Consider the following 12,572-nt stretch of genomic DNA (forward strand, 5'->3'; position numbering starts at 1 on the left):
CAAGGCTCGCCCAAAGGCTTGCCGCCCGGATCATAGGGGAATGGCGTAATGGCAACGGTAGACCGCTGGCTGCTGCCAGATGGCATCGAAGAAGTACTGCCACCAGAAGCGGCGCGCATTGAAGTCGCGCGTCGTCAGGTGTTGGATCTGTTCCAGAGCTGGGGTTACGAGTTTGTCGTGACTCCCCATATCGAGTACCTGGAATCCCTGCTGACCGGCGCGGGCCAGGACCTTGATCTGCGTACCTTCAAGGTCATCGACCCGCAATCGGGCCGGCAGATGGGTTTCCGTGCCGACATCACGCCGCAAGTGGCGCGCATCGATGCGCACACCTTGCGTCGCGAAGGTCCGAGCCGTCTGTGCTATGCCGGTAGCGTGCTGCACGCTCAACCGCGCGCCTTGTCGTCCTCGCGCAGCCCGATCCAGCTGGGTGCCGAGCTATACGGCGATGCCAGCCCGAGCAGCGACGTGGAAGTCATCAGCCTGATGTTGGCTATGCTGCAACTGGCCGATGTGCCGGATGTGCACATGGATCTCGGTCATGTGGGTATCTACCGCGGCCTGGCTCGCGCCGCCGGTTTGTCCGGTGAAGTCGAGCAACAGTTGTTCGACGCATTGCAACGTAAAGCTATCGACGAGGTCATTACCTTGACCGAAGGCCTGCCTGCCGATCTGTCGGGCATGTTGCGGGCGCTGGTTGACCTGTGTGGCGGCCGTGAAGTATTGAGCGCTGCCCGCGAGCGTCTGGCGGATGCGCCGGCGCCGGTGCTGGCAGCTCTGGGCGACTTGCTGGCGATTGCCGAGCGTCTGTCCGCGCGTTTCCCTGAGTTGCCGTTGTATTTCGACCTGGGCGAGTTGCGCGGCTACCACTACCACACCGGTGTGGTGTTCGCGGTGTTCGTACCGGGTGTTGGCCAGTCCATTGCTCAGGGCGGTCGTTACGACGACATCGGTGCCGACTTCGGTCGGGCTCGTCCGGCAACCGGCTTCTCTACCGATTTGAAAACCCTGGTGACCCTGGGGCGTGCTGAGATCGAGTTACCGTCTGGCGGTATCTGGATGCCTGACAGTACGGATGCGGCACTCTGGCAGCAGGTTTGCCAGTTGCGCAGTGAGGGTCAGCGTGTCGTTCAGGCGTTGCCTGGGCAACCTTTGGCCGCCGCCCGTGAAGCGGACTGCGACCGGCAATTGATTCAGCAGAACGGGCTTTGGCAAGTATCGCCACTGGCTTCTTGAGTTTTCCTGCCGGCCGCGGCCGGCACCAAGTTTGCGCGAATGAGGACAAGTGTTATGGGTAAGAATGTCGTAGTCCTGGGCACCCAATGGGGTGATGAGGGCAAAGGCAAGATCGTTGATCTGCTGACCGAACATGCTGCCGCCGTAGTGCGCTACCAGGGTGGCCACAACGCTGGTCACACCCTGGTGATCGATGGCGAAAAAACCGTCTTGCACCTGATTCCGTCGGGCGTGCTGCGCGAAGGCGTGCAGTGCCTGATCGGCAACGGCGTGGTGGTTGCACCCGACGCTCTGCTGCGGGAAATCATCAAGTTGGAAGAGAAAGGCGTACCGGTGCGTGAGCGCCTGCGTATCAGCCCGTCCTGCCCGCTGATCCTGTCCTACCACGTAGCGCTGGACCAGGCTCGTGAAAAGGCCCGTGGCGAGCTGAAGATCGGTACTACCGGTCGCGGCATCGGCCCGGCATACGAAGACAAGGTTGCACGTCGTGGCCTGCGCATCGGTGACCTGTTCCACCGTGAGCGTTTCGCCGCCAAGCTGGGTGAGTTGCTGGATTACCACAACTTCGTCCTGGTCAATTACTACAAAGAGCCTGCGATCGACTTCCAGAAAACACTCGACGAGTGCATGGAATACGCCGAGCTGCTGAAGCCGATGATGCTCGACGTCACCGCTGAGCTGCACGAACTGCGTCGCGCTGGCAAAGACATCATGTTCGAAGGCGCCCAAGGCTCCCTGCTGGACATCGACCACGGTACCTACCCGTACGTCACCAGCTCCAACACCACCGCGGGCGGCATTGCCACCGGTTCGGGTTTTGGTCCGATGTACCTGGATTACATCCTGGGCATCACCAAGGCTTACACCACTCGCGTCGGTTCGGGTCCGTTCCCGACTGAGCTGTTCGACGACGTGGGTGCTTTTCTGGCCAAGCGTGGTCACGAGTTCGGCGCTACCACCGGCCGTGCCCGTCGTTGCGGCTGGTTCGATGCCGTCATCCTGCGTCGCGCTATCGACGTCAACAGCATCTCGGGCCTGTGCCTGACCAAGCTGGACGTGCTGGACGGTCTGGAAACCATCAACATCTGCGTTGGCTACAAGAACCAGGATGGTGCAGTGATCGACGCACCGACTGACGCCGACAGCTACATCGGTCTGGAGCCGGTGTACGAAGAGATGCCGGGCTGGACCGAATCCACTGTCGGTGCCAAGACCCTGGAAGAGCTGCCACAGGCTGCACGCAACTACATCAAGCGCGTCGAAGAGTTGGTCGGCGCGCCGATCGACATTATTTCGACGGGCCCGGACCGCAACGAAACCATCGTTCTGCGTCACCCGTTCGCCTAATAAGTCGTTGATGTAAAACACAAAGGCCCCTTAATTGGGGCCTTTGTCGTTTCTGCCTGTCGGGCGGCACGACCTTTGCTGTGATGTTGATTAAAAGCATCGCTTCCAGTGCGCCATCAATTTAATGGCGCCAAGCAGAGGGATTTTAAGTGTCAGCCATTCTCTCACTGTTACAAAGCCGTCTATTGCGGCCTGTATTCGTTACCCTCGGTATCGCCCTTTTGGTGCAAGTGTTGGTAGCCGTCGCCCTGACCCGGAGCACAGTGACCGCACTGGAAGCCGATCTGGGTGTGCGCCTGGGTGCCGACAGTCAAAAACTCTCCGGGGAACTTGAGCAGGCAGGGCGTGAAGTCACGTCGAGCCTCGACAGCCTCTCTACCAGCACGCGTCAGCGTCTTACGGCAGGTTTGTCCTCGCGATTGAAGGACGAGCAGGCACAACTGCGTGGGACATTGGAAAAAGACCTGAAGGACTCTGCCAATGATATGGCGCAGCTTCTGGCTTCAGTCGCACCTCGCGCCATGTGGGACAGCGACGTTCCAACCCTGTCCGAATTCGCCCGCCGGGCCCAGCGCAATCCAAACGTGCTGTTCGTGATCTACGACGACGCTACCGGCCAGCACCTGACGCGCTATCTGAACCGCGAGAACCCGATCAACAAAGCGCTGCTGGAAAAAGGCCAGGGCGAGCGCGCATTGGACAAAGTGCTGGATGCGGCGAAGAACGATCCATCGGTCTACTACCTTGAAGCCTCAATCAGCCCCAATGGCGTGGAAATCGGCAAGGTCTTGATGGGCGTCTCCACTGCTTCCGTGGAAGTCGATCTGGCAGCCCTCGACAAGCGTTTCTCGGCGCTGATCGCCAGCAGTGATCAACTGGTCGGCGACAGCCTCAAAGGCGCGGCGGCTGATAGTGCGGCAGCGATGGGCGCACGCCTGACGTCGGCGCAGTCCACGGCTTCAGAGATGCAGGCCAACACCACCAGCACCGTGCAGGAAGCGGCGGGCACCTTGCGCTGGCGCATCGGCATGGGTCTGGCGGTGGTGGGCTTCGGCGTGTTGCTGTTGTTGGCAGTGGTGCTGGGGCGTCGGGTGGTCAATCGCTTGAAAATGCTCATCGCTGCCATGGACGATCTGGCTGCGGGTGAGGGCGACCTGACCAAGCGCGTGCAGATCAACAGCAAGGACGAAATCGGCGACATGGCCTCGGCGGTCAATCGCTTTGTGGATAAGTTGCAGCCGATCGTGCGCGAAGCGGGCGATGTCGCCCAGCGTACCGGTGTGGAAATCGGCGCCATGACCTTGCGCAATGCCGGAGCCGATAAAGCGGCGGGCATGCAACGCGATGAAGTGGCCGAGAGCCTGCGTGCGTTGTCACAAATGGCTGACGAAGCCCAGTCTGAAAGTCATGCCATGCAGGCGGCCTTGCAGCAAGTGGTGGATATTCGTTCGGCCACGGATGAAAACACGCGCACGTCGGCGAAAGTCAGCAGCCTGATCGAGGCGTTGGCCGGGCAGGTCGACACCGGTGCGAAAGTCATCGAGCGGCTGGCGCAGCAGAGTGAGCAGATTGAAGTGGTGTTGACGGTGATTCACGGGATCGCCGAGCAAACCAACCTGCTGGCGCTGAACGCGGCCATCGAAGCGGCGCGTGCGGGCGAGACCGGTCGCGGGTTTGCCGTGGTCGCTGACGAGGTGCGGGCGCTGGCGAGCAAGACGCAGAGCTCCACTGGCGACATTCAGGCGCACATCGTTGCCTTGCAACAAGGTGCGCGTGAGGCGGTGGCAGCGATCGGTCAGGCTGGGCGTCAGGCCAGCGAAGGTTTGCTGGTGTTGCGCGACAGTGCGCGGTTGCAGCAATCGGTGCAGGCGTCGGTCGAGCAAGTGCATGCGGCAATAGGTCTGGCAACCCAGGCAGCAGCGCATCAGGCGCAAGGCGCGCACGCGGTGCGCGGTCGAGTTGAAACCATTCATGCACAGGCTGAGAAAGCGGCTCAAGCGGTGGTGGAAACCACGGCCAGCGGCAAGGTGCTGGATGGATTGGCGGCGCAGTTGAAGGCCAGCCTGGGGCAGTTCAGGGCGTAATAGTTTGTCAGGGCTGGCCCCTTCGCGAGCAGGCTCGCTCCCACAGAGGAATGCATTTCAATGTGGGAGCGAGCCTGCTCGCGAAGGCAATATCAGCGGCTCAGATACATCCGAGTTGTAAGCAAGTAAACCGGCAACCCCGACACTAATATCAACAACGCCGCATAAGGCGCCGCCGCCGCAAACTCCACATTCGCGGTATGCGCCCACACCTCCGTCGCCAGCGTATTGAGCCCGGTTGGACTCAGCAGCAGCGTCGCCGTCAGCTCCTTCATCGCATCCAGAAACACCAGCGCAAACGCTGCGCCCAGCGCCGGGAAAATGATCGGCAACGTCACCCGACAAAACGCACTGAAAGACGATGCGCCCAGTGTGCGTGCAGCCTCTTCCAGTTGCGGCGCAGCCTTGTTCAGCGCCGTACGAATCGGCGCCTGCGCAAGCGGCAGAAACAGCAATGCATAAGCGATCAGCAACAATGCCGAAGTCTGGTACAGCGCAGGCACGTAGTGCAGGGCGAAATACACCAGCGTCAGCGCTATCACCAGTCCTGGCAGCGCATGCAGCAGATACGGCAAGCGTTCGGCCCAGATCGCCAATTGGCCTTTGTAGCGCACCACCAGCAATCCCACCGGCACTGCCAGCACCAGGCACAGCGCGGCGCCGCCCAGTGACAGCGCCAGGGAGGAGAGCAGCGCCTCGCTAATCGCCGCCACCGGGAATGCTGCCGACGAACCCACTGCCAGCCAGTACGCCAGCATCCCGAGCGGAATACCGCTGCCGATGATCGCCAGCGCCAGGCAATAAAGTTGTCCGGCAGCAGCCCAAGGCCCCAGCCGAACCTGTTCCGCATGCCGGGCCGCGCCCTGGCCGGTGCGCACGTGTCGGCCCTTGCCGCGTATGCGCAGTTCCAGCCAAAGCAGCATCAGACACAGCGCTAGCAACACGGCGGAAAGCATCGCAGCATTCGCGTTACTGAATTCCAGTTCGAACTGTTGATAAATCGCGGTGGTGAACGTCTGCAAGCCGATGATCGACAGCGCACCGAATTCCACCAGCATGTGCAGCGCGATCAGCAGCGAACCGGCGAGCAGTGACGGCCAGAGCAGCGGCAGAGTGATTCTGAAAAACACGCCCCATCGATTCTGCCCCAGTGTGCGGGCGGACTCTTCGAGGGAGGGATCGAGATTGCGCAGGGTCGCCGCGACCGGCAGAAAGATCAGCGGATACTTGGACAGGGTCATCACCAGGATCGCCCCGCCCAAGCCTTCGAAATGAGCGCTCAGCGAGACCCAGGTGAAGCTGCTGACAAATGCCGGCACCGCGAACGGTAAACACAGGATAACGCCCCACAAACGTCGCCCCGGCAGATTACTGCGTTCAAGCAGCCAGGCCAGCGAGAGGCCGATCACGCCACAGGCGAGCGTCACACCGACCATCAGCGCCAATGTGTTGCGCAGCAGGCCAAACACATAGGGTCGCCACAACAAATGCAGCGCCTCAGCCCAGCCGGCCTGCCAAGTCTTGAGCCCTACATACGCCAGCGGCAACAGGCTGAGCACCACCAGCAGCAAAACCGGTAGCAGCAGCCAGATCGATGGCCGCTTGCGCCGTGGCACATAACCCCCGTGCACGGCGGGGGCGGATAACGATGCGCTCATCAGTTCAAGCCAACGTCACGTTCCAGGTCCAGGGCTTCTTCGGCATTGCCGAGGTCGGCTGGGGTGACTTTCGGTGCTTGCAGTTCGCTGAACGGCTTGAGCCCGCGATCCGATTCCATGCCTTTGTGCAGCGGGTATTCGGCGGTGGTCTGGGTGATCACGCGCTGACCTTCTTCGCTGGCCATGTAAGCGAGGAATTGCTGGGCTTCTTTTGGATGCTTGCTGGATTTCAGCACGGCCGCACTGGAAACAGTGATCAGCCCGCCGACGTCGCCGCCGGTGAAATAATGCAGTTTCGAATCGAGCTGGCCTTTTTCGCGCTGCAAGGCGAACCAGTAATAGTTGTTCACCAGCACGGTGGCGACTTCGCCGTTTTCCACCGCCTTCAATGCAACCATGTTGTTGCTGTAGGTCTTGCCGAAAGCACGCAAACCGGTCAGCCATTCTTCGGCCGCGTCCATTCCGTGCACTTTGATGATTGCTACGGCCTGTTCCTGGAACGCGCCGCTGGTAGGCACAAAGCCGACCTTGCCTTGCCATTTCGGATCGGAGAACTCCATGACCGACTTGGGCAGGTCTTTTTCGTCAATCAGTTTGGGGTTGTAGGCGACGACGCGGACTCGCGCGGTGACGCCGATCCAGGTGCCATTGCCGGCGACGTAGTCTTTCGGCAGAACGGCCAGGGTAGTGGTGTCGGTCTGTGCCAGCAGGCCCTGTTCACCGAGTTTGTTCAGTGGGGGCGATTCTTCGGTGTAGATCACATCGGCAGGGGAGCGATCACCCTCTTCGACGACCTGGCTGGCGAGCTGGTTGCTGCTGCCTTTGCGCACATTGACGTGAATCCCGGTCTTGGCTTCGAAGGCTTTGGCGATAGCGTCGCCGACTTCCTTGTGCTGACCGTTATAGAGTGTCAGGGAAACTGGGTCGGCGGCTTGGGTGAGGGGAGTGGCGAGTGCCAGGCCGAGGAGGGTAAAGGTCAGGCCGCGGCGCAGGGTATTTCGAAACATCATTCGCAGGGTTCCTCACTGTCGCATTGCAAAAACTTGAAACAATGATAAACGATATTGTTTCTCAAGTGCGCCTTTGCAGCGGGTGAGGGGTTGGTAGGAGCTGCCGAAGGCTGCGATCTTTTGATCTTGATTGTTGGTGGAGCTGAAATTGCTGAAGATCAAAAGATCGCAGCCTTCGGCAGCTCCTACACAAACCCCGGAAACGCAAAAACCCGCTTTCGCGGGTTTCTGTGAAATTCAAGATCGTGACCTTGAATTTGAATTGGTGCCCAGAAGAAGACTCGAACTTCCACGACCTTGCGGTCACCAGCACCTGAAGCTGGCGTGTCTACCAATTTCACCATCTGGGCATTATCGCAAGCGTTGCCGCTGTTGATGTGGCGCACTATACGGAGAGCTTTTTGATCTGTAAACCCCTGATTTGGTTTTAATAAATCAGGGGCTTAGAATGCAAAAAACCCGCTTTCGCGGGTTTTTGTGTGAGCCTTGAAATTGATCTAATCTCAAGCTCGAAATTGGTGCCCAGAAGAAGACTCGAACTTCCACGACCTTGCGGTCACCAGCACCTGAAGCTGGCGTGTCTACCAATTTCACCATCTGGGCATTATCGACAATGCGTCTGCGTCGTCGATGGCGCGCACTATACGGAGCGTCTTTTTAACTGTAAACCCCTGAAGTCGAAAAAACCTGGAAAATTTTACCAGTGGCATTTAATTCAGCTTCGCGCTGTCGATAAAGGGCTTTAGATGGGCTGTCATAGCCTGAAATTTCCCGTTTCATTACGCCTATGCCAAACTAGCCCGCATATAGACAAGGTGAAAACTCTCTAATGGCCGATTGGCAGTCCCTCGATCCCGAGGCCGCTCGTGAAGCGGAAAAATATGAAAACCCTATCCCTAGCCGTGAACTGATCCTTCAGCACCTTGCTGATCGGGGTTCGCCTGCTAACCGCGAGCAGCTGGTCGAAGAGTTTGGTCTGACCACAGAAGACCAGATCGAAGCCCTGCGCCGCCGCCTGCGCGCCATGGAGCGCGACGCTCAACTCATCTATACCCGTCGCGGCACCTATGCGCCGGTGGACAAGCTCGACCTGATCCTGGGCCGCATCAGCGGTCACCGTGACGGCTTCGGCTTCCTGGTCCCGGATGACGGCAGTGACGACCTGTTCATGAGTCCGGCGCAAATGCGTCTGGTGTTCGATGGCGACCGTGCCCTGGCCCGTGTTTCCGGCCTTGACCGTCGCGGTCGCCGCGAAGGCATGATCGTCGAAGTGGTATCCCGTGCCCACGAGACCATCGTCGGCCGTTACTTCGAAGAGGGCGGTATTGGTTTCGTCGTCGCGGATAACCCGAAGATCCAGCAAGAAGTGCTGGTCACCCCGGGTCGCAACGCCAACGCCCAGATCGGTCAGTTCGTCGAAGTGAAGATCACTCACTGGCCGACGCCACGCTTCCAGCCGCAAGGCGACGTGGTTGAAGTGGTGGGTAACTACATGGCGCCGGGCATGGAAATCGATGTCGCCCTGCGCACGTACGACATTCCTCACGTCTGGCCTGAGGCTGTGCTGAAAGAAGCCGCCAAGCTCAAGCCGGAAGTCGAAGAGAAAGACAAAGAGAAGCGAATCGACCTGCGTCATCTGCCGTTCGTGACCATCGACGGTGAAGATGCGCGCGACTTCGATGATGCGGTCTATTGCGAAGCCAAGCCGGGCAAGCTGCGCCTGTTCTCCGGTGGCTGGAAGTTGTACGTGGCGATCGCCGACGTTTCCAGCTACGTGAAAATCGGTTCGGCGCTGGACAACGAGTCCCAGGTTCGCGGCAACTCGGTGTATTTCCCCGAGCGCGTCGTGCCGATGCTGCCAGAGCAGCTGTCCAACGGCCTGTGCTCGTTGAATCCGCACGTCGATCGTCTGGCCATGGTTTGCGAGATGACCATCTCCAAATCCGGCGAGATGACCGACTACTGCTTCTACGAAGCGGTGATTCACTCCCACGCTCGCCTGACCTACAACAAAGTCAGCTCGATGCTGGAAACGCCGAAACTCACCGAGGCGCGTCAGCTCCGTGGCGAGTACAACGACGTTCTGCCGCACCTCAAGCAGCTTTACGCACTGTACAAAGTGCTGCTGGCCGCTCGTCACGTGCGTGGCGCGATCGATTTCGAAACGCAGGAAACCCGGATCATCTTCGGGACCGAGCGCAAGATTGCCGAAATCCGTCCAACCGTTCGTAACGACGCCCACAAGCTGATCGAGGAATGCATGCTGGCGGCCAACGTGGCCACCGCTGAATTCCTGAAAAAGCACGAAATCCCTGCGCTGTACCGCGTCCACGATGGTCCGCCACCGGAGCGTCTGGAAAAACTGCGCGCCTTCCTTGGCGAGCTCGGCCTGTCCCTGCACAAAGGCAAGGACGGCCCGTCGCCGAAGGATTACCAGGCATTGCTGGCGAGCATCAAGGACCGTCCGGATTTCCATCTGATCCAGACCGTTATGCTGCGTTCGTTGAGCCAGGCGGTGTACAGCGCCGATAACCAGGGCCACTTCGGCCTGAATTACGAAGCCTATACCCACTTCACCTCGCCGATCCGCCGCTACCCGGACTTGCTCACGCACCGGGCGATTCGCAGTGTCATCCATTCGAAAATGGATACGCCGCACGTTCGCCGTGCTGGCGCGATGACCATTCCGAAAGCGCGCATCTACCCGTACGACGAAGCGATCCTGGAGCAGCTCGGCGAACAGTGCTCGATGAGCGAGCGCCGTGCCGATGAAGCGACCCGCGACGTCGTGAACTGGCTCAAGTGCGAGTTCATGAAAGACCGCGTGGGCGAGTCGTTCCCGGGTGTGATCACTGCCGTGACCGGTTTCGGCCTGTTCGTCGAGCTGACCGATATCTACGTCGAAGGCCTGGTGCACGTCACCGCGCTGCCGGGTGATTACTATCACTTCGATCCTGTGCACCACCGCCTGGCCGGTGAACGTACCGGTCGCAGCTTCCGCCTTGGCGACACTGTTGAAGTGCGCGTCATGCGTGTTGACCTCGACGAGCGCAAGATCGATTTCGAGATGGCTGAAAAAACCATCAGCGCGCCGATTGGCCGCAAGAAGCGTGGGGCTGAAACCGCTGCACCAGCCACCAAAACGGCTGCAGAGCCGGCCCCGGCGAAAACCGGTCGTCGTCCTGCCAAGGAAAAAGCCGTAGAAGCCTATCGCCCGAGCGATGCCGCGGCGAAAAATGCCGAATTGCGCAAAAGCCGCGAAATGAAGCAGGCGCTACTGTCTGAAGCGAAGAGCGGCGGTAAAGCGGCGTCTGGGGGAAAGACCGGACGGTCGGCGCCTGACAAGGTTCCCGGCGGCAAGCCAGCCAAACCGAGCAAACACCGTAAAGGCCCGCCAAAAGCGGGTTCTGCTCCAGCCGCCAAAAGCGGCGGGTCGCGTAAACCGAAGGCCAAGTCATGAGTCAGTTGGAAAAGATCTACGGCGTGCACGCTGTAGAAGCGTTGCTGCGTCACCACCCAAAACGCGTCAAGCAGATCTGGCTGGCCGAAGGCCGCAGTGATCCGCGCGTTCAGACGCTGATCGAGCTGGCTAACGAAAATCGCGTGGCCGTCGGCAACGCCGAGCGTCGTGAGCTGGATGCCTGGGTTGAAGGCGTGCACCAGGGCGTGGTGGCGGAAGTGAGTCCGAGCCAGGTCTGGGGCGAAGCAATGCTCGACGAGCTGCTCGATCGCACCGAAGGCGCACCGCTGCTGCTGGTGCTCGACGGCGTGACCGACCCGCACAACCTCGGTGCTTGCCTGCGTTCGGCCGATGCGGCGGGCGCACTGGCGGTGATCGTTCCGAAGGACAAGTCAGCCACGCTGACCCCGACGGTACGAAAAGTGGCTTGCGGCGCGGCGGAAGTAATTCCGCTGGTAGCCGTGACCAACCTGGCGCGCACGCTGGAAAAACTCAAGCAGCGCGGCTTGTGGGTCGTCGGTACGGCGGGCGAGGCTGAGCAGAGTCTGTATCAGCAAGACATGACCGGCCCGACCATCCTGATCATGGGCGCTGAAGGCAGCGGCATGCGTCGCCTGACCCGCGATCTGTGCGACTACCTGGTGCACCTGCCGATGGCCGGCAGCGTCAGCAGTCTCAACGTTTCCGTGGCGACCGGCGTGTGCCTGTTTGAAGCCCGGCGCCAGCGCAGCGTCAAGGCTGCCGGAACCGCCAAAAAGTCCTGATCCGTACGCAATCCCTGTGGGAGCGAGCCTGCTCGCGAAAGCGGCTTTACATTCAGCATCAATGTCGAATGTCATGCCCTCTTCGCGAGCAGGCTCGCTCCCACAGTGTTTTGTGTTTGAGTGAAGATTGGTGGTTGTTCAAATAATCACCAATTGCCTTGCACCTCTTCTGTCCCTTCTCTACAATTGCGCCCCTTGCTGTGACGGCAGGCACGCATGTGTCTATCGCAAGCAAGTCCATAAGTGTCATTCACTCCTTGTCTGACCGCTTTTGAGCGGCAGGCTACAACCCGTAAGGAGCATTCATGCGTCATTACGAAATCATCTTTTTGGTCCACCCGGATCAAAGCGAGCAAGTCGGCGGCATGGTAGAGCGTTACACCAAGCTGATCGAAGAAGACGGCGGCAAAATCCACCGTCTGGAAGATTGGGGCCGTCGTCAACTGGCCTACGCAATCAACAATGTTCACAAGGCTCACTACGTGATGCTGAACGTTGAGTGCACTGGCAAGGCCCTGGCCGAGCTGGAAGACAACTTCCGCTACAACGATGCAGTGATCCGTAACCTGGTCATCCGTCGCGAAGAAGCCGTTACTGGCCAATCCGAGATGCTCAAGGCTGAAGAAAACCGCAGTGAGCGCCGTGAGCGTCGCGACCGTCCTGAGCACGAAGGCGCTGAAAGCGTTGATAGTGATGACAGCGACAACAGCGATAACGCTGACGAGTAATCCACGGACCTTTTGAGGAGCCTATTACATGGCACGTTTCTTCCGTCGTCGTAAATTCTGCCGCTTCACCGCTGAAGACGTGAAAGAGATCGATTACAAAGATCTCAACACTCTGAAAGCTTATGTATCCGAGACCGGCAAAATCGTTCCAAGCCGCATCACCGGTACCAAAGCACGTTATCAGCGTCAGCTGGCCACCGCTATCAAGCGCGCCCGCTTCCTGGCCCTGCTGGCCTACACCGACAGCCACGGCCGCTGAGACCGGGCAGTCGACACGTAGCAAAG

The 12,572-nt window shown here is 59.7% G+C and carries 9 protein-coding genes and 2 tRNA genes; 7 read left to right on the forward strand and 4 right to left on the reverse strand.

Annotation, left to right across the window (positions count from 1 at the left end):
• The first annotated feature begins 48 nt into the window (after positions 1–48).
• From EAH74_RS06770 to EAH74_RS06780, 3 genes are all read left to right on the forward strand, one after another.
• On the forward strand, positions 49–1,236 hold the full coding sequence (locus EAH74_RS06770; protein ID WP_123369067.1) for an ATP phosphoribosyltransferase regulatory subunit: 1,188 nt from the start codon (positions 49–51) through the stop codon (positions 1,234–1,236).
• Positions 1,237–1,290: 54 nt separating this feature from the next.
• Positions 1,291–2,583 (forward strand): adenylosuccinate synthase, encoded by a 1,293-nt coding sequence (locus EAH74_RS06775; protein ID WP_010464193.1) that lies wholly within the window; start codon positions 1,291–1,293, stop codon positions 2,581–2,583.
• A 149-nt stretch (positions 2,584–2,732) separates the two neighbouring features.
• The gene (locus tag EAH74_RS06780; RefSeq protein ID WP_140677203.1) at positions 2,733–4,667 is read left to right on the forward strand and encodes a methyl-accepting chemotaxis protein; all 1,935 of its coding nucleotides are present in this window, start codon (positions 2,733–2,735) and stop codon (positions 4,665–4,667) included.
• Between the two features lie 92 nt (positions 4,668–4,759).
• Here EAH74_RS06780 and EAH74_RS06785 read toward each other — a convergent pair whose 3' ends face one another.
• The 4 genes from EAH74_RS06785 to EAH74_RS06805 all read right to left on the reverse strand — a co-directional run bounded on the left by EAH74_RS06785 (position 4,760) and on the right by EAH74_RS06805 (position 7,938).
• Positions 4,760–6,325, reverse strand: a complete 1,566-nt coding sequence (locus EAH74_RS06785; RefSeq protein WP_140677205.1) for an ABC transporter permease — start codon at positions 6,323–6,325, stop codon at positions 4,760–4,762.
• Positions 6,325–7,335: an iron ABC transporter substrate-binding protein gene (locus tag EAH74_RS06790; protein ID WP_140677207.1), complete on the reverse strand. Its 1,011-nt coding sequence runs from the start codon at positions 7,333–7,335 to the stop codon at positions 6,325–6,327. Before EAH74_RS06790 ends, EAH74_RS06785 begins: the two co-directional genes overlap by 1 nt.
• 263 nt (positions 7,336–7,598) lie before the next feature.
• Positions 7,599–7,685: transfer RNA gene (locus tag EAH74_RS06800), tRNA-Leu, on the reverse strand.
• A gap of 166 nt (positions 7,686–7,851) precedes the next feature.
• Positions 7,852–7,938 (reverse strand) — tRNA-Leu (locus EAH74_RS06805).
• A gap of 226 nt (positions 7,939–8,164) precedes the next feature.
• Between EAH74_RS06805 and rnr the strand changes: the two genes are divergently transcribed.
• The 4 genes from rnr (at position 8,165) to rpsR (ending at position 12,546) form a co-directional block, all read left to right on the forward strand.
• Positions 8,165–10,795, forward strand: coding sequence for a ribonuclease R (gene rnr / locus EAH74_RS06810; protein ID WP_140677211.1), 2,631 nt, complete (start codon positions 8,165–8,167; stop codon positions 10,793–10,795).
• Positions 10,792–11,559: a 23S rRNA (guanosine(2251)-2'-O)-methyltransferase RlmB gene (rlmB, locus tag EAH74_RS06815; protein ID WP_140677213.1), complete on the forward strand. Its 768-nt coding sequence runs from the start codon at positions 10,792–10,794 to the stop codon at positions 11,557–11,559. The genes rnr and rlmB overlap by 4 nt, the downstream gene beginning before the upstream one ends.
• Before the next feature lie 305 nt (positions 11,560–11,864).
• Complete coding sequence (gene rpsF, locus EAH74_RS06820) at positions 11,865–12,287, forward strand: 30S ribosomal protein S6 (RefSeq protein ID WP_054595362.1); 423 nt, start codon at positions 11,865–11,867, stop codon at positions 12,285–12,287.
• A gap of 28 nt (positions 12,288–12,315) precedes the next feature.
• A complete protein-coding gene (rpsR, locus tag EAH74_RS06825; protein ID WP_002551829.1) occupies positions 12,316–12,546 on the forward strand; it encodes a 30S ribosomal protein S18 in 231 nt (76 codons plus the stop codon).
• Positions 12,547–12,572 lie beyond the last annotated feature (26 nt).

The sequence above is a fragment of the Pseudomonas mandelii genome (assembly GCF_006438925.1).
In the GTDB taxonomy this organism is placed as follows: domain Bacteria; phylum Pseudomonadota; class Gammaproteobacteria; order Pseudomonadales; family Pseudomonadaceae; genus Aquipseudomonas; species Aquipseudomonas mandelii_C.

Coding starts and splice junctions, on each gene's coding strand:
- EAH74_RS06770 (WP_123369067.1), top strand. CDS start 49: ATGGCAACGGTAGACCGCTGGCTGCTGCCAGATGGCATCGAAGAAGTA.
- EAH74_RS06775 (WP_010464193.1), top strand. CDS start 1,291: ATGGGTAAGAATGTCGTAGTCCTGGGCACCCAATGGGGTGATGAGGGC.
- EAH74_RS06785 (WP_140677205.1), bottom strand. CDS start 6,325: ATGAGCGCATCGTTATCCGCCCCCGCCGTGCACGGGGGTTATGTGCCA.
- EAH74_RS06790 (WP_140677207.1), bottom strand. CDS start 7,335: ATGATGTTTCGAAATACCCTGCGCCGCGGCCTGACCTTTACCCTCCTC.
- rnr (WP_140677211.1), top strand. CDS start 8,165: ATGGCCGATTGGCAGTCCCTCGATCCCGAGGCCGCTCGTGAAGCGGAA.
- rlmB (WP_140677213.1), top strand. CDS start 10,792: ATGAGTCAGTTGGAAAAGATCTACGGCGTGCACGCTGTAGAAGCGTTG.
- rpsF (WP_054595362.1), top strand. CDS start 11,865: ATGCGTCATTACGAAATCATCTTTTTGGTCCACCCGGATCAAAGCGAG.
- rpsR (WP_002551829.1), top strand. CDS start 12,316: ATGGCACGTTTCTTCCGTCGTCGTAAATTCTGCCGCTTCACCGCTGAA.